22 protein-coding genes are annotated in these 22636 nt (G+C 63.5%); 12 read left to right on the forward strand and 10 right to left on the reverse strand.

Annotation, left to right across the window (positions count from 1 at the left end; genetic code table 11):
- Positions 1-7 precede the first annotated feature (7 nt).
- Both N2602_RS27175 and N2602_RS27180 read right to left on the reverse strand, forming a co-directional pair.
- Positions 8-877, reverse strand: a complete 870-nt coding sequence (locus N2602_RS27175; RefSeq protein WP_260379981.1) for a branched-chain amino acid ABC transporter permease — start codon at positions 875-877, stop codon at positions 8-10.
- Positions 878-1086: 209 nt separating this feature from the next.
- Positions 1087-2265 carry an ABC transporter substrate-binding protein gene (locus N2602_RS27180; protein ID WP_212260194.1) on the reverse strand — a complete coding sequence of 393 codons (1179 nt, stop codon included), beginning with the start codon at positions 2263-2265 and terminating at the stop codon, positions 1087-1089.
- A gap of 445 nt (positions 2266-2710) precedes the next feature.
- Here N2602_RS27180 and N2602_RS27185 point away from each other — a divergent pair, with 445 nt between their 5' ends.
- Complete coding sequence (locus tag N2602_RS27185) at positions 2711-3004, forward strand: hypothetical protein (protein WP_260379982.1); 294 nt, start codon at positions 2711-2713, stop codon at positions 3002-3004.
- Here N2602_RS27185 and purU read toward each other — a convergent pair.
- Positions 3001-3864 (reverse strand): formyltetrahydrofolate deformylase, encoded by an 864-nt coding sequence (purU, locus tag N2602_RS27190; protein WP_172785327.1) that lies wholly within the window; start codon positions 3862-3864, stop codon positions 3001-3003. The genes N2602_RS27185 and purU overlap by 4 nt on opposite strands.
- A gap of 142 nt (positions 3865-4006) precedes the next feature.
- On the opposite strand from purU, the gene N2602_RS27195 reads away from it, so the two are divergent.
- Both N2602_RS27195 and N2602_RS27200 read left to right on the forward strand, forming a co-directional pair.
- The gene (locus N2602_RS27195; protein WP_212260192.1) at positions 4007-4849 is read left to right on the forward strand and encodes a uroporphyrinogen-III synthase; all 843 of its coding nucleotides are present in this window, start codon (positions 4007-4009) and stop codon (positions 4847-4849) included.
- A 125-nt stretch (positions 4850-4974) separates the two neighbouring features.
- Complete coding sequence (locus tag N2602_RS27200) at positions 4975-6237, forward strand: MFS transporter (protein ID WP_260379983.1); 1263 nt, start codon at positions 4975-4977, stop codon at positions 6235-6237.
- 19 nt (positions 6238-6256) lie between these two features.
- Here the strand turns inward: N2602_RS27200 and N2602_RS27205 are convergent, their stop codons facing one another.
- From N2602_RS27205 to N2602_RS27220, 4 genes are all read right to left on the reverse strand, one after another.
- Positions 6257-6658: a DoxX family protein gene (locus tag N2602_RS27205; RefSeq protein WP_409241845.1), complete on the reverse strand. Its 402-nt coding sequence runs from the start codon at positions 6656-6658 to the stop codon at positions 6257-6259.
- A gap of 9 nt (positions 6659-6667) precedes the next feature.
- Complete coding sequence (locus tag N2602_RS27210; RefSeq protein WP_172785331.1) at positions 6668-6886, reverse strand: DUF4287 domain-containing protein; 219 nt, start codon at positions 6884-6886, stop codon at positions 6668-6670.
- Between the two features lie 61 nt (positions 6887-6947).
- Positions 6948-7562 carry a helix-turn-helix transcriptional regulator gene (locus N2602_RS27215; protein ID WP_260379985.1) on the reverse strand — a complete coding sequence of 205 codons (615 nt, stop codon included), beginning with the start codon at positions 7560-7562 and terminating at the stop codon, positions 6948-6950.
- Between the two features lie 115 nt (positions 7563-7677).
- Positions 7678-8358, reverse strand: coding sequence for a Crp/Fnr family transcriptional regulator (locus N2602_RS27220; RefSeq protein ID WP_172785333.1), 681 nt, complete (start codon positions 8356-8358; stop codon positions 7678-7680).
- Between the two features lie 336 nt (positions 8359-8694).
- On the opposite strand from N2602_RS27220, the gene N2602_RS27225 reads away from it, so the two are divergent.
- From N2602_RS27225 to N2602_RS27250, 6 genes are all read left to right on the forward strand, one after another.
- Positions 8695-9516, forward strand: coding sequence for an ABC transporter ATP-binding protein (locus N2602_RS27225; protein ID WP_172785334.1), 822 nt, complete (start codon positions 8695-8697; stop codon positions 9514-9516).
- A complete protein-coding gene (locus tag N2602_RS27230) occupies positions 9513-11444 on the forward strand; it encodes a long-chain fatty acid--CoA ligase (protein ID WP_260379986.1) in 1932 nt (643 codons plus the stop codon). The genes N2602_RS27225 and N2602_RS27230 overlap by 4 nt, the downstream gene beginning before the upstream one ends.
- A 178-nt stretch (positions 11445-11622) precedes the next feature.
- Entirely contained in the window at positions 11623-12516 is an 894-nt protein-coding gene (locus N2602_RS27235) for a branched-chain amino acid ABC transporter permease (protein WP_018643253.1), read from the forward strand.
- 3 nt (positions 12517-12519) lie between these two features.
- A complete protein-coding gene (locus N2602_RS27240) occupies positions 12520-13593 on the forward strand; it encodes a branched-chain amino acid ABC transporter permease (RefSeq protein ID WP_260379987.1) in 1074 nt (357 codons plus the stop codon).
- A 44-nt stretch (positions 13594-13637) separates the two neighbouring features.
- On the forward strand, positions 13638-14921 hold the full coding sequence (locus N2602_RS27245) for an ABC transporter substrate-binding protein (RefSeq protein ID WP_172785337.1): 1284 nt from the start codon (positions 13638-13640) through the stop codon (positions 14919-14921).
- 143 nt (positions 14922-15064) lie between these two features.
- Positions 15065-15904, forward strand: a complete 840-nt coding sequence (locus N2602_RS27250; protein ID WP_172785338.1) for an ABC transporter ATP-binding protein — start codon at positions 15065-15067, stop codon at positions 15902-15904.
- Here N2602_RS27250 and N2602_RS27255 read toward each other — a convergent pair.
- Positions 15901-17055 (reverse strand): AGE family epimerase/isomerase, encoded by a 1155-nt coding sequence (locus N2602_RS27255; RefSeq protein WP_260379988.1) that lies wholly within the window; start codon positions 17053-17055, stop codon positions 15901-15903. The two genes, N2602_RS27250 and N2602_RS27255, sit on opposite strands and share 4 nt — an antisense overlap.
- Positions 17056-17141: 86 nt before the next feature.
- Here N2602_RS27255 and N2602_RS27260 point away from each other — a divergent pair, with 86 nt between their 5' ends.
- Complete coding sequence (locus N2602_RS27260) at positions 17142-18365, forward strand: phenylacetate--CoA ligase family protein (protein WP_260379989.1); 1224 nt, start codon at positions 17142-17144, stop codon at positions 18363-18365.
- 256 nt (positions 18366-18621) lie between these two features.
- On the opposite strand, the gene N2602_RS27265 is transcribed toward N2602_RS27260, so the two are convergent.
- Both N2602_RS27265 and N2602_RS27270 read right to left on the reverse strand, forming a co-directional pair.
- Entirely contained in the window at positions 18622-19203 is a 582-nt protein-coding gene (locus tag N2602_RS27265; RefSeq protein WP_260379990.1) for a hypothetical protein, read from the reverse strand.
- 2 nt (positions 19204-19205) lie between these two features.
- A complete protein-coding gene (locus N2602_RS27270) occupies positions 19206-19790 on the reverse strand; it encodes a hypothetical protein (RefSeq protein WP_260379991.1) in 585 nt (194 codons plus the stop codon).
- Between the two features lie 739 nt (positions 19791-20529).
- On the opposite strand from N2602_RS27270, the gene N2602_RS27280 reads away from it, so the two are divergent.
- Together N2602_RS27280 and N2602_RS27285 are read left to right on the forward strand one after the other, a co-directional pair.
- The gene (locus N2602_RS27280; RefSeq protein WP_260379993.1) at positions 20530-21357 is read left to right on the forward strand and encodes a YqaJ viral recombinase family protein; all 828 of its coding nucleotides are present in this window, start codon (positions 20530-20532) and stop codon (positions 21355-21357) included.
- The gene (locus N2602_RS27285) at positions 21341-22513 is read left to right on the forward strand and encodes an ERF family protein (protein ID WP_260379994.1); all 1173 of its coding nucleotides are present in this window, start codon (positions 21341-21343) and stop codon (positions 22511-22513) included. The genes N2602_RS27280 and N2602_RS27285 overlap by 17 nt, the downstream gene beginning before the upstream one ends.
- The last annotated feature ends 123 nt before the right edge of the window (positions 22514-22636 follow it).

Raw genomic sequence — 22636 nt, forward strand, 5'->3', positions numbered from 1 at the left:
GGTGAACTCAACGCGCGGCCGTGCGGCCGAACAGGCCGTTCGGTCGCCAGATCAGGATCACGATCATCATGGTGTAGATCACGAAGGGGCCCATCTTCGGCACGTAATATTTGCCGGCGACGTCCCCGATACCGAGCAGCAGCGAGGCGAGGAACGGGCCTGTTATCGAGGACGAGCCGCCGACGGTGACCACGATCAGGAAGTAGATCATGAACTTCAGCGGGAAATACGGATCGAGGCCGAGGATCTCGGCGCTGAGCGCGCCGCCGAGGCCGGCGAGCCCGCAACCGAAGGCAAAGGTGAAGGCGAACACTTGCGGCACATTGATGCCGAGACCGCTCGCCGCGCGGGGATCATCGACCGCCGCGCGCAGGCGGCTGCCGAAGCGCGTCTTCGCCAGCACCATTTGAAGCGCGATGGTCAGCAGGCCGCAGATCACGATGATCATGAGCCGGTAGCGACCGATGCCGACGCCGAACAGGTCGAACTGGCCCTGCAGCGCGGCGGGCAGATTGATGAAGACCCGCGAGGAACCCTGGATGTAATCGACGGCCGCCACCGACATGAAGGTCAGGCCGATCGTGAACAGCACCTGGTCGAGATGGCTGCGGGTGTAGAGATGACGGTACAGCGTCCGTTCGAGCGCGATGCCGATTGCAGCCGAGGAGACGAAAGCGAGCGGCAGGGCGGCAAAGAACGGCCAGCCCATCCGGTTGACCAGCACCATGCAGGTATAGCCCCCCGCCATCGCGAAGGCGCCGTGGGCGAGATTGACGAAGTTCATCAGGCCGAGCGTGACCGCGAGCCCGCAGGCGAGCACGAACAGCAGCATGCCGTAGGCGACGCCATCGAACAGGTTGGTGAGGATTGCGGTCATCAGCAGTCGAGGGTCATCTCAAATTGGCCAAGGGCCGTGCTGCACTCCCTCTCCCGCTTGCGGGAGAGGGTTGGGGAGAGGGTGCTTCAACACGAAGACTCCCCCAGAGGAGAGAGCCCTCACCCGGCGCTTTGCGCCGACCTCTCCCGCAAGCGGGAGAGGTAAGGCGAGCATGCCGAGAGAGCCCCGGGATGACGCGCTTTCGCGCGTCACTTCTTGGTCTTGCCGAGATCCTTGACGGCCTCGAAGGTCGCGAACTCGACGTTGTAGAGCTCGCCATCCACCTTCTCGACCTTGCGGATGTAGATGTTCTGAACGATGTCGCGGGTCTCGGGGTCGATCGAGATCGGACCGCGCGGGCTCTCCCACTTCTGGCCCTTCATCGCCTCGATCAGCTTGTCGCCGTTGGTGTCGCCACCGGTCTTCTTCAGCGCCTCGTAGATCAGATGGATGCCGTCGTAGCCGCTCACCGCCATGAAGCCGGGACGGTTGCCGAAGGCCTTCTTGTAGGCCGCGACGAAGTCCTTATTCATCGCGGACGGATGCGCCGCAGAGTAGAGATGCGCGGTGACCGTGCCGAGCACGGCGTCGCCCATATTGTTGAGCAAATCGTCGTCGGTGACGTCGCCGGGCCCAATCACCTTGATGCCGGCCTTGTCGAGGCCGCGCTCGGCATATTGCTTCATGAAGTTGCCGCCCTGGCCCGCCGGCACGAACACGAAGATGGCGTCGGGCTTGGCATCCTTCATGCGCTGCAGGAACGGGGCGAAGTCGGGGTTCTGCAGGGGGACCTTGACCTCTTCGACCACCTCGCCGCCGCCGGCGGTGAAGTTCTGCTTGAAGAAGTTCAGCGCGTCATTGCCCGGCGCGTAGTCCGAAGTCAGCGTCGCGACCTTCTTGATGCCGTTCTTCACCGCCCAGTCGCCGATGATGGTCGAGGACTGCGCCAGCGTGAAGCTGGTGCGCACGATATAGGGCGAACGCTCGGTGATGATGGAGGTGCCCGCCGCCATCACGACTTCCGGGATCTTGGCCTGCGTTGCGAGCGGCGCTGCGGCGAGCGCGGCCGGAGTCACGCCGAAGCCGGCGATGAAATTGACCTTGTCGTTGACGATCAGCTCCTGCGCGGCGGTCTTGGTCTTGTCCGGGATCGCAGCGTCGTCCTTCAGGATGATCTCGACCTTCTTGCCGGCGACGGTGTCGCCCTTCTGCTGCATGTAGAGCTTGATCGCGTTCTCGATCTGCTTGCCGGTCGAGGCCTGACCGCCGGTCATCGGCAGGATCAGCCCGATCTTGACCGCGTCTTCCGCCTTGGCGGGCGCGACGGCCGCAAGTCCCGCGATGGCAACGACCGCTGCGGTGCGTGAAAAAATCCTGCGTTCGAACATCAGATGTCCCTCCCCTTCATTCCTCACCTCTTGTGCGGCGGACCGAGTGCCCGGTCCTTGCCGCGCTTCACTGACGGACAAGCCATGCCGTGCGGCCACATGGCGTCCTCTGCAACCCCGTTGTCAATCGGACGTTGGGCGACCATTCGGCGCAAGCCGCACGATCTGCCTCAACGACGGCGGGATGATATTTGTACGATTGTACAAATAAACTGGTCCTGTCAACGAAAAAGCCCCTGCGCGGGTATCGAACGACAAATACGCGATGTATACCGTACCAACTGCAGCCACCCCATCAAGCGCTAAAATCGCCTACTATAATACCTTATCTGTATACAGCTTCGCCCACCCTCGAATAGGCCAATTTTACATATTGAGAGCTATGGTTCGCCGCTGACGCCTATCCAGCGCTCCTCCATCCGTGCCCGATCGGGCACGACCAGAGATGTCTATGAGTTCCCGTTCGCTTTCGATCGCCGCTGCAGTTGCCCTGTTAGCTCCCATTCTTGCAGGCTGCGGGACGGTCAATGAAAAGCTCTCCGCCGGCATGGGCGACTACGTCCCGCAATGGGCCGGCGGCCTGCCCGCCGATGCGCCGCCGCGACCCGGCACGCCGCAATACGACGCCTACATGAAGGAACGCGAGCGCAAGCGGCTGATGCCGGCGGCCGATCGCGAGAAGGAAGAGCAGGCCCAGAAGGGCGCGCCAGGGACAAATCCGGGCAACGCGGTGCGCTAATCCACGAACACCACGGTCTTGCGGCCGTTGAGGATGACGCGGTCGTCGAGATGGTAGCGAATGGCCCGCGCCAACACGCGGCGTTCGATGTCGCGCCCTTTGCGGACCAGATCTTCCGGCGTGTCGCGATGGCTGATGCGCTCGACGTCCTGGTCGATGATCGGGCCCTCGTCGAGGTCGCGCGTGACGTAGTGCGCGGTGGCGCCGATCAGCTTGACGCCGCGCTCATGGGCCTGGTGATAGGGTTTGGCGCCCTTGAAGCCCGGCAGGAACGAGTGGTGGATGTTGATGCAGCGCCCCGACAGCTTTGCCGAGAGATCGTCGGACAGGATCTGCATGTAGCGGGCGAGCACCACCAGATCGGTCTTCGTCTTGCCGACGAGGTCCATGATCTGCGCCTCCTGCTCGCGCTTGGTCTCCTTGGTGACGGGCAGGTGGTGGAAGGGGATGCCGCCGAAATCGAGCCCGGCATAGACCTCGCGTGGATGGTTGGAGACGATCGCGGTCGGAACCATCGGCAATTCGCCGGTGCGCCAGCGATAGAGGATGTCGACCAGGCAGTGGTCGGACTTCGACACCAGCAGCATCACCTTGCGATGCGCGGCGCGGTCGCGCATCTGCCACTCCATGCCGAAACGCTCGGCGATCGCGGCAAAGCCGGTCTGGAGCGCCGACAGCTCCACGGCAAGGTCGGCTGCGGTGAACACCACCCGCATGAAGAATTTCTTGGTCTCGACGTCATCGAATTGCTGGGCGTCGAGGATGTTCTGTCCGTTATGAGCAAGAAACGTCGACACCGCCGAGACGATGCCGGGGCGATCCGGGCAGGACAGGGTCAGAACATATTGATGGTCGGGCAAGGCTCGGCTCTTGATGAAGGTTTGTGCAGCGGAACGATCCAGCGATTTGCGCCCTGCTCTAGCACCGACCCCGCCCTTGCGCCAATCCCAAGCGCGGAGTCAGGATGAACGGACAATTGCGAATTCTCACCGGAGCATCCCCATGGCCGACCGCTTGAACGGCTACCGCATCCTGATCCTGGAAACGCGCGAGGAGGCGCAGTTCTCCAAGCTTCTGGCCGAGCAAGGCGCCGAGGTCGTGCAGTGCCCGATGTTCACCATCCGCGATGCACCGGATCCGGCGCCAGTCGAGGCCTGGATCCGCCGTGCCATCGACAAGCCGTTCGACGATCTCGTGCTGATGACTGGCGAAGGCCTGCGCCGCATCATGAAGCTCGCCCGCGCCCGTGGGCTCGACGCCGCCCTTATCGCTGTGCTCGCCCAAGCGCGAAAATTTACCCGCGGCCCGAAGCCGGGCAAGGCATTGCGCGAGATCGGCCTCGAGGCGCAGCAGACCACTGAGAAGCCGACCTCCGAAGGCGTGATCGAGATGCTGGCCAAGCTCGACCTGAAGGGGCGGCGCCTCGGTCTCCAGCTTTATCCCGACAAGGACCACAGCGCGCTGACCGGCGCGCTGGCCGCGCAAGGTGCCACCGTCGATACCGTGCTGCCCTACGTCTACGATTCCAAGGCGGCCGATGCCAGCATCGTCGCCGCCATTGACGACATGGCAGAGGGACGCATCGACTCGATCGCCCTCACCAATCTCGGCCAGGTCCGCCGGCTGATCGAGGCTGCCAAGGCGCACGGCAGCGAGACGAAGCTGCGCGCAGGTCTCGAACGCACATTGATCGCATCGGTCGGCCCGGCGGTTTCCGGCGAGCTCGCAGCGCATGGCTTGCGCACCGACGTCTCGCCGGCTGACGAAGCCTATTTCATGCGTCCCCTGATCTCGGCCATGGCAAGTGCGTTGGCCGACAGGAAGGCGGCAAGCCCAGCGAGGTAAGAGCCGAGCGCGGGGGCGGCCTGCGGCGGCTGCGATTGACACCGGCATCGCCAGCGTTAGGTTGCGCGACCGCAAGAAGAAACAACAAACGTTAAGGGAATCGCCGTGACACGCGTCATCGCGTCGTGAGCGCCACCGCACGACCTTCGGCGCTCGCGCCATTCCGCATCCGCAACTACCGCTTCCAGTGGCCGTCCGACCTGCTCACCTCCTGGGCCTTCGAGGTCGAGACGCTGGTGCTCGGCTGGTACATCATCGTCGAGACCGGCTCGGTGCTGCTGCTCACCGTGCTCGCTTCACTCCAGTTCGTCGGAACATTGGTCGCGCCCGTGTTCGGCATGATCGGCGACCGCATCGGCCATCGCGATCTCCTGGTCGCGATGCGTCTTGCCTATACGGCGCTCTCGTCGACCATCGTGGTCCTGGCGCTGAGCGGTCATCTGTCGCCGCTGAGCGTCATGATCATCGTCACGATCATGGGCCTGATTCGCCCCTCCGATCTCGGCGTTCGCGGCGCGCTGCTCGCCGATATCATGCCGGCCGAGCAGCTGGTGGGCGCCATCAGCGTTGCGCGCACAACCCAGGACAGCGCGCGCATTGCCGGAGCGTTGACGGGCGCCGGACTGTTCGCCGTGCTCGGTATCGGCCTTGTCTATGTGGCGGTCGCCTGCCTTTACTTCACCGCAGCGCTGCTCATGCTCTGCCTGACCCGGCCGAAAAGGACGGTCACGACGAGCGATTTTCCCGCAAACAGCCACGCCGTTTCGCGGCTGTTTGGCGACCTCAAAGAGGGGATCGTCTATGCCTGGAACGGCCCGGGAATGCGCGCGGCGCTGTGCGTCGCCTTCCTGGCCAACCTCACCGCATTTCCCTTCACGGGCGGATTGTTGCCCTACATCGCGCGGGAGATCTTTCATACCGACCAGACCGGCCTCGGTTATCTCTCGGCGAGCTTCGCCGTCGGCTCGTTGATCGGGTCCATTACGCTCAGCCTGGTCGGTGGCGTGCGCATTGCGCGGCTTCTGATCGGCGCAACGCTGGCCTGGTACGCCATGCTGCTGGTCTTCGTCGAGGTCAGGACCATGCCGGTGGCGATGGCCTGCCTCCTCCTCGCCGGCATCGCGCAGAGCATGTCGATGATCTCGGCAGCCGTCATCCTGATGCGCACCGCGAGTGCACATCTGCGCGGCCGCGTCATGGGCGTGCGCATGATGGTGATCTATGGCTTGCCGATCGGACTGCTCGCGGCTGGCAGCCTGATCGACGTCATCGGGTATTCCGCGACGGGCTCGCTCTATGCCGTCGCAGGATTCGTCGCGATGCTGGCGATCGCGATCCGCTGGCGTGCCGACCTCTGGCCGGTGCACGCGCCGGCCAATGCGCGATGACGGCGTCTGCGCAACGACGTCAGACCTTCGCCGGCGGCGATCTCAGCGGAAGCAACGCCGCCACACGCGAATCGCGCAAATAGAGACCGCCCCAGGCAAAAACGGCAAGATAGACGCCGAACAGCATATGGCTGAAGAGCGGGTTGCCGACCCGCAAGTGAACCGCCACGGTGCCGCCCATATAGGCGGTCAGCAGGATCGCACCGAGCACGGACGTTCGCGGCAGGGCGTAGAGCGCGGTGCAGGCCAGCGCCACCACGCCCAGCGCGCGCGCCAAATCGGCCGAGGGAGGATAGCCGAGCTCGGCGGACGCGTTGATCACGACGTCCAACGGGACGAGCTTCATCCCGGCATCAAACAGCATGAAGGCAATCACGAGCCCGCTCATGACGGAGCCGGCCACATGTCTCGACTTGTACATTGTCATCACCTACGATGCCTTCCCCTTGAGAAGCGCGACGATGGCCATCGCATGGCCGTGGCCAAGGCCGAACTCGTCCTTGAGCGCGGCCACGATGGCACCCGCTTTCACGCCGGCCGCCAGTCCCGTCCCGGTCGAAAAACCCCGGTCCTTGCCCCATTTGCGAAATTGGTCCGGGCTCTTGCCGGTCTTGGCCTGAATATTGTCGAGATAGGCCTTAAAACTCACCGCAGCGCTCCTCCGATGTTCGCTCCAATAGCGAGGCCGGAGCGATCCAGAGATATTGCGGTCAGGAAGTAGTCGTCTTGTACGAAAACGACAATTGCGGCCGTTCGCGCGAGAGGCGCGCAGGCGTCATGCCGATCAGTTGCCTGACCGCGCGGGTGAGATGGGCCTGATCGAAATAGCCGGCGCCCGATGTCGCGTCGAGAACGGAGCTGCCGCTCACCAGCAAGGCCGCGGCGTGACGCGCTCGCTGGATCTGTTGATGGCTGCTGAACGTCATGCCCGTAACGCGGCGAAAGTGGCGCTGAACCGAACGCCGGCTCATCCAGTCGACGTCGCCCTCGATCGCCGCATCGGTCGCGTGGCTGCGTGCGATGACACCCCCGCGGGCCATGCGGGCGACGAGACTTTCCGCATCGTCGTAGCCTGGAATGTCCCAGCTCAGACCAGAAAACAGAAAACGGCCGTTGGGCAGCACCGGCAGCTGCATGTTTTGATGGTCGATCAGTGCGCTGGTCGGTATCTGCGGCAGGTAGGTTCCCAGCCGAAACCGAATCGCGAGCCATTCGCCGTTCGCGGGACATTCGACGAGTGTCCCGCGGGTGACCGGCCCTCGGAGCGTCACCGCCATAAGCTCCGGGAGCCTGGTGACCACAAGCTCGATATTTCCCTCGGCCATCGACAGGAACGAGCCGCCACGCCGGCTCCGGCTACGCCATACCCTCTCGACGTAAGGCGAGTCCGACGCGCGATGGTCGAACTCTATGAGCACGGAAGCACCGTAAATGCGCAGATCATCGTTCCTCGCCGTAGCTCCCGAGCCGCCCGATATCGAGGATGGTGACCCCACCATATTCCAGCCGCAGCAGCCCCTCTTTCTCCAGCCGGTTCAGCGCGCGATTGGCGTTCTGGCGGGACATGCCGGACAGCGCGCCAATCTCCTCCTGGGTGATCTCCAGATGCGCGGTCGATTCAGGATAGAGAATCGGGTTGAACAGGGATGCGATGCTGCGGGCGAGGCGCGCGGTGGCATCGAGCGTGCGGTTGACCTCGAGCATGCCGATGAACTGGCCGAGCCGCTCGTTGAGCTGGCGCACCAGGAAGCGGTTGAAGCCGACGCTGTTCTCGAACAGCCACATGAAGGCGCTGCGTTCCATCAGGGCGACGCGGCTGTCGCGCAGCGCGACCACGTCGTAGCGGCGCGGCTCGTTCTTGAGCACGCTGCCCTCGCCGAACCAGGCCCCTGCCGTCAGCCCGGCAAGGCTGGTCTCCTTGCCGTCGCGCGAGACCCCGCCCATCCGGGCAAGGCCGCTCACCATGCCGGCCCAATAGGCAAAAATATCACCGCGCATGAACACACTCTCGCCGGTGCCGTAGGACCGCTCGGTGATTCCGGCACGCGCGACCTCGATCTCGGCTTGTGTGAGCTCGCGCGACCAGGCGGCAACGCGCTTCAGATGATCCTCTGAAATCATGATCTCGAAGCCAGCCGCACCGTTCTGTCACTCCATGCTTCTGTTGCACTGCAACAGAGTCGCTTCGGCTACCCATCCGACGAAAGATGAAGAGCCGCTCGGCCCGACAAACTTTGTCGCAGAATTGTCAGGCCGGAGACATTTCAAAATAGCGCTTTCCCCTATTGAGGACCACCTCGGGCGATGCGGCTTTTGATCCCTCACGGGAACGAAGGTGGGCCGGTCCGGTCGAGACCAATAGCTGCATGGTCTGGCCGGCACGACCGTACTAGGATCGCCTGACAGGAACGGACGAAGAGCGCCAATCAAGCGCCATCACCGGGAGGGATTCGTTTGGTGGCTACCAGTCTCGAAGTGCGCGGCGTGTCCTTGCGATTCGGCGGCGTTCGTGCGCTGACCGATGTCAGCTTCGCCATCAGGGAAGGCGAGCTGTTCTCGATCATCGGCCCCAACGGCGCCGGCAAGACCTCGATCGTGAACTGTATTTCCGGCCGCTACAAGCCGACCGAAGGCCAGCTGTTCTATCAGGACCGCGACATCACCGGCCTGACGCCGAATGCCCGCGCCTCGCTCGGCATCGGCCGCACCTTTCAGAATCTCGCGCTGTTCCACCACATGAGCGTGCTCGACAACATCATGGTCGGCCGCCATCACCTGCTGAAGAACAATTTCCTCACGGGCTCGCTGTACTGGCTCACCGGCGCGCGCAAGGAGGAGCTCGAGCACCGCCGCAAGGTGGAAGAGATCATCGACTTCCTCGATCTGCAGTCGGTGCGCAAGGCCACGGCCGGCACCCTCTCCTACGGCCTGCGCAAGCGCGTGGAGCTCGCCCGCGCCATGGCGCTGGAGCCGCGCCTGATCCTCCTCGACGAGCCGATGGCCGGCATGAATTTCGAGGAGAAGGAGGACATGGCCCGCTACATCGTCGATCTCAACGAGGAGTTCGGGATGACGGTGGTGATGATCGAGCACGACATGGGCGTGGTGATGGACATCTCCCACCGCGTCATGGTGCTGGATTTCGGCAAGAAGATCGCCGAGGGCGATCCGGCGACCGTGCTCGCCGATCCCCACGTCAGGCGCGCCTATCTCGGCGAAGAGGACGAGGTGCTGGTCGATCCCGACGATGCCTCTCCGGCGCAGGAGAGCGCGGCATGATGGATTATGCGGGCCGCGTCGCGCAGGCCGACACCTATCCGAAGATGCTCCGGCTCAATGCCAGGGAGCACCGCAACGAGATCGCAATGCGCGAGAAGGATCTCGGGCTCTGGCGCATCTTCACCTGGAGCGACTATCAGGCCCGCGTGCGCGATTTCGCGCTCGGTCTCGTCGAGCTCGGCCTTGGTCGCGGTGATGTCATCGGCATCATCGGCGACAACCGGCCGGACTGGGTCGCGGCAGAAGTCGCAACGCATGCCATTGGCGGCCTCAGCCTGGGGCTCTATCGCGACGTGCTGGACGAGGAGGCTTCCTATCTCCTCACCTATGGCGAGGCGCAGCTCGTCTTCGCCGAGGACGAGGAGCAGGTCGACAAGCTGCTTACCCTCGCCGAACGCGTGCCGAAGCTGAAGCACATCATCTATTCCGATCCGCGCGGGATGCGGAAATACGACGACCCGCGCCTGATGTCGGCGGAGAAGTTTGCCGAGCTCGGTCGCGCCCGCGCCGCACGCGAGCCGGAACTCTACGACAGACTGGTCGACGCCACCAAGGGCGAGGACGTCGCGATCCTCTGCACCACCTCCGGCACCACCTCGCATCCGAAGCTCGCGATGCTCGCCGCCGGCCGCGTGCTCGGCCATTGCGCGACCTATCTCGCCTTCGACCCCAAGGGCCCCGACGACGAATATGTCTCGGTGCTGCCGCTGCCGTGGATCATGGAACAGGTCTACGTGCTCGGCAAAGGTCTGCTCTGCCGGATGAAGATCAACTTCGTCGAAGAGCCCGACACGATGATGAACGATCTGCGCGAGATCGCACCGACGTTCGTGCTGTTCGCCCCCCGCGTCTGGGAATCTATTGCCGCCGATGTCCGCGCCAAGGTGATGGATGCGACGCCCTTCAAGCAGCGCCTGTTCGACATCGGCATGAAGTCGGGCCTCGCCGCGCTCGAACAGGGCAAACGCTCCGGCTTTGCCGACGCGATCCTGTTTCGCGCGCTGCGCGACCGGCTCGGCTTCACCCGGCTGCGCTCGGCCGCGACCGGCGGCGCGGCGCTCGGCCCCGACACCTTCAAGTTCTTCCAGGCCATGGGCGTGCCGTTGCGCACGCTCTACGGCCAGACCGAGCTGCTCGGGGCCTATACGCTGCACCCGGAGGGCAAGGTCGACCCTGATACCACCGGCGTGCCGATGGCCGACAGCGTCGAGATCCGTATCGACAACGCCGACGTCCATGGTGTCGGCGAGATCGTAGTGCGGCACCCCAACATGTTCCTCGGCTACTACAAGAATCCCGAGGCCAGCGTCGCCGACATCAAGGACGGCTGGATGTGCTCGGGCGATGCCGGCTATTTCAACGCCAACAACCAGCTCGTCGTGATCGACCGCATCAAGGATCTCGCCGAGACTTCCCGCGGCGAGCGCTTCTCGCCGCAATTCATCGAGAACAAGCTGAAATTCTCGCCCTATATCGCCGAAGCCGTGGTGCTTGGTGCCGGCCGCGAGGCGCTCGCGGCCATGATCTGCATCCGCTACTCCATCATTTCGAAATGGGCGGAGAAGAACCGCCTCTCCTTCACGACCTACAGCGATCTCGCCTCACGGCCGGAGGTCTATGCGCTGCTGCAGAAGGAGGTCGAGACCGTCAACGCCACGCTGCCGCCGGCGCAGCGCATCTCGCGCTTCCTGCTGCTCTATAAGGAGTTAGATGCCGACGACGGCGAGCTCACCCGGACGCGAAAGGTGCGACGCGGCGTCATCAACGAGAAATACGCCGGCATCATCGATGCCATCTACCGCGGCGATGCCAACATCCCCGTCGACACCGTGATCCGCTTCCAGGACGGCACCACGCAGCGCGTGCGAACGACGCTCCGCGTGGTAGACCTCGGCGGGCACGGGCACATGGCGGAGGCTGCGGAGTGACACAGGTGATCGTCACGCGGGGCGCCGCCCTTCGCCTCTCCCCGCTTGCGGCAGGGCTATCCCGTATGCACTCCGTCATTGCGCGCGCAGCGAAGCAATCCAGACTGTCTCAGCGGAAAGATACTGGATTGCTTCGCTGCGCTCGCAATGACGATGTGGGTGCAGCAGGAGACCATAAATGAACACCGCCTTCCTCATCCAGCTCCTGGTCAACGGCCTCGTGGTCGGCACGCTCTATGGCGTGGTCGCGATGTCGTTCGTGCTGATCTACAAGGCGACGCAGGTCGTCAACTTCGCGCAAGGCGAGCTGCTGCTGGTCGGCGCCTGGGTGTGCTGGGCCTTGCTCGCGAAATACCAGGTGCCGTTCTGGATCGGCATGCCGATCACGCTGGTGTTCATGTTCGTGTTCGGCATCGCGGTGCAGGTCCTGATCCTGCGGCCGATGATCGGCGAGCCCATCATTTCGGTGATCATGGTGACGATCGGCCTCTCCACTGTGCTGCAGGCGACGCTGAAATGGATGTTCGGCGTCAATCCGCAGCCGTTCCCGCGCGTGTTCGAGAGCCAGTCGGTCAGCCTGTTCGGCCTGCAGATCCAGACCGTCTATGTCATGAGCCTCGTCGTGTCGGTCGCCATGATGATCGGCATGGCCTGGTTCTTCCGCGCTTCGAAGTACGGCCTTGCGATGCGCGCCACCGCATTCAACCAGCAGGTCGCGCAGTCGCTCGGCATTTCCGTTAAGAGCGTGTTCGCGATGGCCTGGGCGATCTCGGCAACGGTGTCGGCCGTCGCCGGCGTCGTCGTCGCCGTGGTCAATGGCGTGTCCTCGGGCCTTGCCGCCTATGGCATCAAGGTGTTCCCGGCGGCGATCCTCGGCGGGCTCGATTCCGTCGGCGGCGCCGTGCTCGGCGGCATCATCATCGGGCTGCTGGAGAACGTCGCCCAATATGTCGACAGCGAGTATCTGCACTGGGGCAATCTCTATGAGATCGCGCCGTTCTACGTCCTCATCATCGTGCTGATGATCAAGCCCTACGGCCTGTTCGGCACCCACGACATCGAGCGGATCTGATCCATGGCCGGCCCTGCCCTCATCCCCGCTGGTGATTTCCGCACCACTTACGCCGCGGACACCACGATCTTCCCGACCACCACCAGCCGCAACTTCGCGATAGCAGGCGTCGCGATGCTCTGCCTCGCGCCGCAATTCTTCAGCGGCTACTGGCTCAGCATTTTGATCCAGATCGGCATCTTCTCGATCGCGGCGCTCGGCCTCAATATCCTGGTCGGCTTCACCGGCCAGATCTCGATCGGACACGCCGCGTTCTTCCTGCTCGGCGCCTTCACCTCGGCCTACATCTCCAACAACGCGCCGATCCCGGTGTTCTTCGCGATCCCGCTCGCGGGGCTCGTGACGGCGCTGGTCGGACTGATCTTCGGCATCCCCGCCGCGCGGCTGAAGGGGCTCTACCTCGTCATCGCGACGCTGGCCGCGCAATATATCCTGCTCGACTTCTTCTCCCGCGCCGAATGGTTCTCGGGCGGCTCGGTGCCGGCGAGCGCCGAGCCGTTCTCGATCTTCGGTTATACGCTGCGGGGAGACCGGCAGTATTTCTACGTCGTGCTCGCCTATGTGCTGTTGAGCTACATCCTCGTCACCAACCTGATGCGCACGCGGGATGGCCGCGCGCTGGTGGCGATCCGCGACCATTATTTGTCTGCGGAGATCATGGGCATCAACCTCACCAAGTACCGCACGCTGTCGTTCGGCCTTGCCGCCTTCTTCGCCGGCATCGCAGGCGCGCTCTATGCGCATTACCAGCTCGTGGTCTCGCAGGAAGGTTTCGGCATCGAGCGCTCGATCCTGTTCCTCGCCATGATCATCATCGGCGGCACCGGCTCGATTATGGGCACGCTGATGGGCACCGCCTTCGTGGTGCTGCTGCCCGAGGCGATGGAGTTCGTCAGCCACTATCTCAAGGGCGGTGCGATCGACAAGGCGCTGTCGCTCAACAACAACATCACCTTCCTGCGCGAGATCGCGATCGGGGTGATCATCATCGCATTCCTGATGTTCGAGCCTGACGGGCTCGCGCATCGCTGGCGGCAGATCAAGGCGTACTGGAAACTCTACCCGTTCTCGCATTGAGCACGGGTAACTTCACTTAAACAATAAACAGGAGGAACCGACCCATGAAGATGAAGTCCCTTTTGAGCACCGCCTCGCTCGCGCTCGCGATTGCCGCATACTCGGCAGGCGCGCAGGCGCAGATCGCGATCGGGCATCTCGCCGATTATTCCGGCGGCACCTCCGACGTCGGCACGCCGTTTGGACAGGCCGTCGCCGACACCTTCGCCTGGGTCAACAAGAACGGCGGCATCGGCGGCAAGCAGGTCAACCTCGACACCAACGATTATGGCTACCAGGTGCCCCGCGCGATCGCGCTCTACAAGAAATGGTCGGCGCCGGACGGCAAGGTCGCCGCGATCATGGGCTGGGGCACCGCCGACACCGAAGCGCTGACCGGCTTCCTCGCCCAGGACAAGATCCCCGACATGTCCGGCTCCTACGCCGCGGCGCTGACCGATCCCGAGGGCGTCAGCGGCAAGGCCAAGCCCGCCCCTTACAATTTCTTCTACGGCCCGAGTTATTCGGACGCCTTGCGCGCGATGCTGATGTGGGCGGCTGAGGACTGGAAGGCCAAGGGCAAGTCCGGCAAGCCCAAATTCGTGCACATGGGTGCCAATCATCCCTATCCGAATGCGCCGAAGGCTGCCGGCGAAGCCATGGCGCAGGAGCTCGGCTTCGAGGTGCTGCCGCCGCTGATATTCGCTCTGACGCCCGGTGACTACAGCGCACAGTGCCTCAGCCTGAAATCCTCGGGCGCCAACTACGCCTATCTCGGCAACACCGCGGCCTCCAACATCTCGGTGATGAAGGCCTGCAAGACCGCCGGCGTGGAGATCCAGTTCCTCGGCAACGTCTGGGGCATGGACGAGAACGCCGCCAAGACCGCGGGCGATGCGGCCAACGGCGTGATCTTCCCGCTGCGTACAGCGGTGAGCTGGGGCGGCGATGCGCCCGGCATGAAGACGCTGATGGAGATCTCGAAGATGTCCGACGCCAGCGGCAAGGTCTATCGTCCCGTGCACTACGTCGCGGCCGTCTGCTCGGCGCTGTACATGAAGGAAGCGCTCGACTGGGCCGCCAAGAACGGCGGCGCCACCGGCGAGAACGTCGCCAAGGGCTTCCACCAGAAGAAGGACTGGGTGCCATCAGGCATGGAGGGCGTCTGCAATCCCTCGACCTGGACCGAGAAGGACCACCGCGGCACGCTGAAGGTGGATCTCTATCGCACCAAGATCTCGGGTGCGACCGATGGCGACCTCAACGATCTCATGGCCAAGGGCACGATCAAGCTCGAGAAGGTCAAGACCGTGGAGCTGCCGCGCAAGCCGGAACTGCTGGGGTGGTGAGCCACGCCGTTCGCCAAACACAACTGTCATCCCCCGCGAAGGCGGGGGATCCAGTACGCCGCGGCTTCGCGATGAATCTCCGGCGCCTCTGGAATACTGGGTCACCCGCCTTCGCGGGTGACGACGGCGGAGAATGAAGACGCATGTCCCAAATCATTGAAGGAACCCGCTCAACTCCCACCGCTGTGGCCCCCGCCGCCCTCCTCGCCGTGCGCAACATCGAGGTCGTCTACGACGACGTCATCCTGGTGCTGCGCGGCCTCAGCCTCGACGTGCCCAAGGGCGCGATCGTGGCCCTGCTCGGGGCCAACGGCGCCGGCAAGTCGACGACGCTCAAGGCGATCTCGGGGCTGCTCAAGACCGAGGACGGCGAAGTCACGCGCGGCGAGATCCTGTTCGAAGGCGAGCGGATCAACGGCATCGATCCCGACAAGATCGTCCGCCGCGGCATCTTCCAGGTGATGGAGGGCCGACGCATCGTCGCCGACATGACGTCGCTCGAGAACCTCAAGCTCGGCGCCTTTACCCGCAGAGACCGCGAGGTCGATGCCGACCTCGACATGGTCTTCAGCTACTTCCCGCGCCTGAAGGAGCGCACCGGCCTTGCCGGCTATCTCTCCGGCGGTGAGCAGCAGATGCTCGCGATCGGCCGCGCGCTGATGGCCCGCCCCAAGATGATCCTGATGGACGAGCCCTCGATGGGCTTGTCGCCGCTGCTGGTGAAAGAGGTGTTCTCGATCATTCAGAAGATCAACCGCGATCTCGGCGTCACCATCCTCCTGGTCGAGCAGAATGCGCGCGCTGCGCTTTCCGTGGCCAGCCACGGTTACATCATGGAGCAGGGCAAGGTCGTGCTCGACGGCAGCGCCGACGAATTGCGCGACAACGAGGACGTCAAGGAATTCTACCTCGGCGGCGCCGGCGACCAGCGCAAGAGCTTCAAGAACCTCAAGAGCTTCAAGCGGCGCAAGCGCTGGCTTTAACCCTCCAGCACCTGCTCCGCTTCCGTGACCGCGCAGAGAACATGGTAGAACGACGACGCAGGAATTGTGTCGATCAGCGATTTGCCGTCGCGATCGAACTGGTCGTACCAGCCGCCCTTCACGGGATGGCTGAGATAATGCCGTTCGAGCCGCACCAGCGCCGCGCGCGCCTCGTCCGCCGCACCCGCCTCGCCGGACTCGGCCTGCGCGATCCAGGCCTTCGCGATCTCCGTCTGCGGCCACAGCCGGCGCGTGCTGCGGCGGATGTTGCCGCTCGCATCGCCCTCGTCGACGAGGCAGCCCGTCGCCTCGTCACGATAGCGCAGCGAGGTCTCCAGCAATTCCGCACGCCGCTGGCGGGTCGGGCAGCCTGTAATGCGTTCAAAACCCTTCAGCAGCCAGACCCATTCCGCCTGGTGGCCCGGCTCGACGCTGACCGGCTCGATCTTCGACCAGTCCTCCTCGAAATACTCCGACAATACGTGCTTCTGCTTGTCGTAGAGGTTGGCCAGGAACAGCGCGAAGAATTCCCCGGCACGGTTCTGGAACGACAGATCGTGGGTCGCCTCGAAGCACGCGATCATCGCCTCGAACAGGTGCATGTGCGGGTTCTGCCGGCGCGGCAGCGAGACCGGAAGGCCCTCGTGAACGCCACCATGCGGCGAGCGCAGATGGCTGTCGAGGAAGGCGAGCAGCGCATCGATCTCGGCGCGGACCTGCGCGTCCTGGTCGAGCGCATAGACGCTGGCGAGCGCGAACAGGATGAAGGCGTGGTCATAGGCATCGCGCCGGGCATCCAGCACCGATCCGTCCGGCGTCAGCCGGTGCACATAGCCGGGCCGGCCGTCGGGCGCCTTTGCTTTTGCCAGCAGGTGTTCCAGCCCCTTCAGCGCGATGGCGCGCCCGTCGGGATACCAACCCATCTGTGCCGCCTTGGCGTAGCACCAGATCTGGCGTGCCTGGACGAACACGCGCCGGGGCGCGGCCGCATCCGCCGCGCCGTCACGGTGCAACCGGTCGATGAAGCCGCCCGCGGCGTGATCCCAGCCGACCGTCGACCACAGCGGCAGCGCCTCGTCGATCATGCGGCGCTTCAGGCGTGCGACGACGTTCGACGCGTCGTCTGCCGCAATGAGTCCTTCGTCCGCCATCGGGTCCCTTTCAAGCCTCGCCAATGGCGGTCTGATAGCCATGCCGGTGGCGGTGCGCAACGGATGCCAACACGGAAAGAACAGCCATGACCGCCCATTACGACGCCCGCGAGACGCGTGAGCAAGCCGCGCGCGAGGCCGACCTGTTCGCCCGCCTTCCGGAGGTGCTGCGAGCCGCGATGGCCGCCCCGGCCTATGCCGCGCGGCTCAAAGGCTGCGATCCCGCCGCCGTGACCTCCAGGGCGGCTCTGGCGGACCTACCGGTGTTGCGCAAGTCGGAACTGCCCGCCTTGCACAGGGCCTCTGCGCCCTTCGGAGGCTTCGTGGCGGAGGCCCCGGGCTCGTTCGCCCGCCTTTTCACCTCCCCCGGCCCGATCTTCGAGCCGGAAGGGCGGCAGGCCGATCCCTGGCGCGGCGCAAGGGCGCTGTTCGCAGCTGGGTTCCGTCCCGACGATATCGTCCTCAATACCTTCAGCTACCATCTCACCCCCGGGGGGTTCATCTTCGATGCGTCGGCGCGCGCGCTCGGCTGCGCAGTGATCCCGGCCGGCCCGGGCAACACAGAACAGCAATTCGAACTGATCGAGGCCTACCGGCCGGTCGGCTACAGCGGCACGCCGGATTTCCTGAAGATCCTGCTCGATGCCGCGGCAAGTTCGGGGCGTGAAGTTTCCTCGATCAAGCGTGCGGTGGTCTCGGGCGCTGCGTTCCCGCCCTCGCTCCAGGCCGAGATTAGGGGGCGCGGCATCGACGCCTACCAGGCCTTCGGAACCGCCGATCTCGGTCTCATCGCCTTCGAGACCGAGGCACGCGAAGGCATGGTCGTGAACGAGGATCTGATCCTGGAGATCGTCAAGCCCGGCACCGGCGATCCCGTGACGCCAGGCGACGTCGGCGAGATCGTCGTGACCTCGCTCGACCCGCACCATCCCTGGATCCGGCTCGCCCTTGGCGACCTCACCGCGGCCTTGCCCGGCACGAGCCCCTGCGGGCGAACCAATATGCGCATCAAGGGCTGGATGGGCCGCGCCGACCAGACCACCAAGATCAAGGGCATGTTCGTCCGCCCCGAGCAGGTCGCAGAGATCGGCAAGCGCCACGCTTCACTCGGAAGACTGCGCCTCGTCGTCACGCGCCAAGGCGAGACCGACGCCATGACGTTGAGAGCGGAAACGGCGGCCGCGAGCGAGGCGCTGCGCGAAGAGATCGCCGGCACTTTGCGCGGCGTGACCAAGCTCGGCGGCACGGTCGAGCTGGTCAGCCCCGGCGCGCTGCCGAACGACGGCAAGGTGATCGCCGACGAGCGCTGACGCGATCCTCGCCGAGATCAAGGGTAAGCCGCTGGCACGGTGTTGAGCAAAAGCGGCTACACCCTTTGCGGCATCCCGTGACAATGCAACGCGTCGGCAGCCCCTTCCTCATCGTGCCGACGTCATCAATCCCGAGGGAGGCACGCCTCAGCAAGCCCGACAACGTTGAATTTGCAGGCAATGTTGAATTTACAGCGAAAAATTGGCTTTGTTTTGCAAAAAATTGCCATTCCTACTTAGAATTGTTACCTGATACTTACTCAACTTCGTCCCGTTGAGTCAGTTCCATTGTCCGCAGTGCGCGAAGCGCGCGGTTACGCCGGCCGATCGCACGGGATTCATAGCGCTCGAGCTTGGCCAATTCGGGCAGCGCCCGCCGGATCGCCTCAGCCACACGATCCTGAGCGTCGGCCGGCATGGTCTCCGCGGGATCGGGCGGTATCGGCAACGGCAGCCAGGTGTTGTTGTTGCGCAAGGAGGCCTTGATGTAACGCCACTCCGCCTTGGGTGAGCTGAAGATCTCTGGCGGGTCGACCGACCCAAATTCCGCAACTTGGCGGATCAGCTCGGCCTTGGCTCGGCGGACCCGAGCCAAGTCAAACTGAGCAACCGCCGCGTCTCGCGCGCATGCAAGTGCGATGCGCTCCTGACGGGAACCCGCAATCTGCTGCGCAAGCTGATCGATCATCGCAACCTCGTCTGGATTCTCTGCAAAGCTCGCAGCGAGCCCATGACGCAATGCATTGCGGCTGGTGCGTTTCTTCGCACCAGCGGATCGCGGTCCGGTGCTTTTAGCCGCATTCCGCCGGTTGGCGGCGATCTGCCGCTCGCTCGCCATGGCTACGACTTTGCTTGCGCGACCGTAGTTTCGAGCAGAAGCCGGTCCTGCGTGCGAGCCATGGCCAGCTGGACTTGGGCAGCGAAGTTTTTCCGATACTCGACGAGGCTTCGCAGCAGCTTTTCGCGCCGGGCCTGCCGCTGCGAGAGCATGCGGTCCAGCCGCTGGAGATCCTCGAAGACGTCCATCGTCGCACGCGCGACGATGGCTTCCTCGTCAAGCTTCACAGCCGCGAGCAGCTTCAACACTTGGCGCTTGGCGTGTGAATCAGTAAGCCAAGCGCGCGCCAAGGCGGCGCACTCCGCCTCGTCCAAATCGTCGGAGATTCGGGAAATCAGCTCACACAGGGCGTTCTCGATGGCGAGGTTGATCAGCAGGGTCCGAGAGCGCCCCAGCCGTTGCATCTCCCAGATATGGCCCGCCAACTCGAGGACGAAGATTTCCTCGAGAATGCCGACGGGCCTAATGTCCTGAATAAGCGCCCGCCGCAATGACAGCAGGTCATCGCGCCTCTCGGTTGGAACGAGTGGCGTATCGAAAAACGCAAGGTCGACAGCGGAATCTTTGCGGGCGTATCGTCCGACCATATTATCCTCCGGCTGATTAGAATGAGAAATAAAGCCGCGCGTAGCCTCCAGTTTGACTGGCCACGAGCGGACGCATCGGAAGAGGCGGAGGCAGTCTGCCGACCAACCAATCCCGACCTGAATTTCAAAGGAAAAAGCCGTTGTCCCAGCGGTCCGCCAAAAACAACGTCGGCCTCCGTCGGAGCCCGGTTCAACACGAGTCTGTGCCAGAAACCGTTGCCTCAGCGTTCCGCCAAGGCAAGGTGGGGTCCATCGGAGCCCACTTCAACACGAATCTCGCGCCAGTCAGATTAGCTGCGTCGCCCCTCAGAGTCACTTGGTTTTTCGTATCCGACGAAAACTACCGGCGACGGCCCCTCGCGAGCATTATCTGAACGGAGTCAACGGCTCTGCCGCGCAATCATCGTCTACCGCCTACGGAGGCTTTCGCCTTTCTTCCAAGCTACGCAATCGAACACCAGGACCGCCGCCGTTTCCGTCGATGAATTCAACCCCGGCCCCCTCCAAGGCTCGCCGAAGCGCTTGCTCATTAGCAACTGTAACCGGAAGTTCGCCGTCCAACACCTCGACTCTCCGGATTGTCGCAACGCCAACTTTTGACGCACGAGCCAAATCGAGTGCGCTCCAGCGCAACAACGCGCGGGCGGCCCGCAGCTGCGCGCTAACAATTCTATTGTCATTCGTTGATTTTTTCATATCATGTTATATAAATAATACAACAAACTCCGGAGGGTCGAAGATGCCGTCAGAATTACTAGCTGATTCAATGAGCCGCCGCTGCTTCATCGGCGGTTCCGACGCGCGGATCATTATGGGGGCAAACGAGAACAACCTGATGCGCCTCTGGAAGGAGAAGCGAGGCGAAATTTCTCCCGCAGACTTGACCGGCGATCTCCTGGTCCAAATGGGCATTGCAACTGAGAACCTCAACCTAAAATGGTACCAAATGAGCACAGGCCATCTAATTACTGACGCTCAGCGAAGAATTTTTCATCCGGTGCATCGTTGGATGGCCGCAACACTTGACGGCCGCGTCGAGCAGACGGGGGCTGTCTTCGAGTCAAAATTCATGCTCCCTTGGAATTTTTCCGAGGAAGCCGCAGCCGAAAAACACATGGCGCAGCTGCAACACAACATGTGGGTTGTCGCCGCTCGCTCTGCGGTGCTCTCAATCATCACGGGCGGAGGTCAGTGGGTCGAAATCAAGATCAACGCCGATCCGCTTTATCAGCATCTCCTCCTCACGGCTGAGAGAAAGTTCTGGCGCTGCGTGCAGAGCGGCGAACCGCCCGTTCTGTTCAACATCGACACGCCCCGTCCGCGGTTCGCGGCGGTCAAGGTCGTCGACATGTCCACGTCCAATCAATGGGCGGAGCTGGCGGCCACATATCTCCGCACCCGAGACGCACATGGCGAGCATGAGACCGCCAAGGCCGATCTGAAAAAGCTCATGCCGGAGGATGCCAAGGAGGCGACGGGCCACGGGATCAAAGCCAAGCGCTCCAAGTCTGGCGCGATCAGCTTCGAGGCGCAGGTGACGGAGGGCTCCGATGCACCAGTCAAGTGAGAGGATCGGGACTATCGCAGCCGCCCTCGCCCGCGCTCAGGCTGAACTGGTGAACCCTGAGAAGACGCTGACCGCTGTGATCCGATTGTCATTCCCGCGGGAGGAGGATCGGACCTTCCGCTACGCTTCCCTCGCGTCCGGTCTCGACATCGTCCGCAAGGCGCTGAGCCAGCAGGAGATCGCAACGATCCAGACCACCCGGATCGAGCAAGGCACGGCCCAGATCCATCTGACGACCCTGCTGGCCCACGCCTCCGGCGAATGGATCTCCTCGGACCTTCCGGTCTGCCCCAGCAAAGACGTCGAAGCGCCACACCGAATGGGCGCGGCGCTCACCTATGCCCGCCGGTATGCCCTGTTCGCGCTCGTCGGAATTGCCGGGGAAGACGATTTAGATGCGCCTGATGTCTCGACACAGCTTTCAGCTGCCATCGAGCCGCAGACTGCACTTGGATTGAAGGGAAAGTCCCCGAAAGATGTCCTGAACCGCCGTCCTGTTTTACCCGCTGAACAATCCGCGGAGCTCCTGCAGCGGCTTATCGGCGAGCTCGCTCGCCACGAGGAGGGCGACGGATTACTTGCCTGGGCCAAAACCACGCTCCCCCTCAAGAACACTCTTCGGGGGGCGGATGCTCACATTCTTGAGGCCGCCTATCAGAAGCAGTTCGAGCAAGTCGCCCTTCCTGAACTCATAGCCGACGCACCGAGCGACCTCGCCTTTCCAAAGGAGCCGCCGCGAAGGCGCAACAAGGAGCATCTGGTGTTCGTCCGCAGCCAAGCCTGCCTCGTCTGCAAGAAGAGCCCCGTTGATGCCCATCACCTGAAGTTCGCCCAGCCGCGAACGCTGGGTCGCAAGGTCAGCGACGAGTTCACCGTCCCGCTTTGTCGGTCTCACCACCAAGCCCTGCATCGGCATGGCGACGAGAGAGCTTGGTGGGCGAACATGCAGATCTCTCCTCTGCCCGTGGCGAAAGACTTGTGGGAGGCAAGTCCAATCCATTGCGATATTGTCCCACCGCTCGGCGGGGAGACCGCGCCAGATGGTGGCCTTTTTGCGAGCCGCGAAACGCGCTCGGACGCTGCCGTACCGGAGACATCGCAAGCGCTCCTCGATCAAAGCGGTGGCTTGCCAAACGGAGGCCAGCGCGGCGAGTGACTTTGCGCTGCTGGGCTCGAATATCGTTCAGAAACGTAATCTTCTTTGGTAGACGACGAGCTAGGGCGCACGTGCGCAAGGTTGTTTCGCTAGTCCAAATTGACGTTCAGCCGACGCGGTCGA

It is taken from the genome of Bradyrhizobium sp. NC92, assembly GCF_025200865.1.
Classification (GTDB): domain Bacteria; phylum Pseudomonadota; class Alphaproteobacteria; order Rhizobiales; family Xanthobacteraceae; genus Bradyrhizobium.

Coding starts and splice junctions, on each gene's coding strand:
- N2602_RS27205 (WP_409241845.1), bottom strand. CDS start 6,658: ATGTACAAGTCGAGACATGTGGCCGGCTCCGTCATGAGCGGGCTCGTG.
- N2602_RS27230 (WP_260379986.1), top strand. CDS start 9,513: ATGATGGATTATGCGGGCCGCGTCGCGCAGGCCGACACCTATCCGAAG.
- N2602_RS27265 (WP_260379990.1), bottom strand. CDS start 19,203: ATGGCGAGCGAGCGGCAGATCGCCGCCAACCGGCGGAATGCGGCTAAA.
- N2602_RS27195 (WP_212260192.1), top strand. CDS start 4,007: ATGGCCGACCGCTTGAACGGCTACCGCATCCTGATCCTGGAAACGCGC.
- N2602_RS27235 (WP_018643253.1), top strand. CDS start 11,623: ATGAACACCGCCTTCCTCATCCAGCTCCTGGTCAACGGCCTCGTGGTC.
- N2602_RS27280 (WP_260379993.1), top strand. CDS start 20,530: ATGCCGTCAGAATTACTAGCTGATTCAATGAGCCGCCGCTGCTTCATC.
- N2602_RS27215 (WP_260379985.1), bottom strand. CDS start 7,562: ATGGCCGAGGGAAATATCGAGCTTGTGGTCACCAGGCTCCCGGAGCTT.
- N2602_RS27245 (WP_172785337.1), top strand. CDS start 13,638: ATGAAGATGAAGTCCCTTTTGAGCACCGCCTCGCTCGCGCTCGCGATT.
- N2602_RS27255 (WP_260379988.1), bottom strand. CDS start 17,055: ATGGCGGACGAAGGACTCATTGCGGCAGACGACGCGTCGAACGTCGTC.
- N2602_RS27270 (WP_260379991.1), bottom strand. CDS start 19,790: ATGGTCGGACGATACGCCCGCAAAGATTCCGCTGTCGACCTTGCGTTT.
- N2602_RS27240 (WP_260379987.1), top strand. CDS start 12,520: ATGGCCGGCCCTGCCCTCATCCCCGCTGGTGATTTCCGCACCACTTAC.
- N2602_RS27175 (WP_260379981.1), bottom strand. CDS start 877: ATGACCGCAATCCTCACCAACCTGTTCGATGGCGTCGCCTACGGCATG.
- N2602_RS27185 (WP_260379982.1), top strand. CDS start 2,711: ATGTCTATGAGTTCCCGTTCGCTTTCGATCGCCGCTGCAGTTGCCCTG.
- N2602_RS27285 (WP_260379994.1), top strand. CDS start 21,341: ATGCACCAGTCAAGTGAGAGGATCGGGACTATCGCAGCCGCCCTCGCC.
- N2602_RS27220 (WP_172785333.1), bottom strand. CDS start 8,358: ATGATTTCAGAGGATCATCTGAAGCGCGTTGCCGCCTGGTCGCGCGAG.
- N2602_RS27250 (WP_172785338.1), top strand. CDS start 15,065: ATGTCCCAAATCATTGAAGGAACCCGCTCAACTCCCACCGCTGTGGCC.
- N2602_RS27260 (WP_260379989.1), top strand. CDS start 17,142: ATGACCGCCCATTACGACGCCCGCGAGACGCGTGAGCAAGCCGCGCGC.
- N2602_RS27180 (WP_212260194.1), bottom strand. CDS start 2,265: ATGTTCGAACGCAGGATTTTTTCACGCACCGCAGCGGTCGTTGCCATC.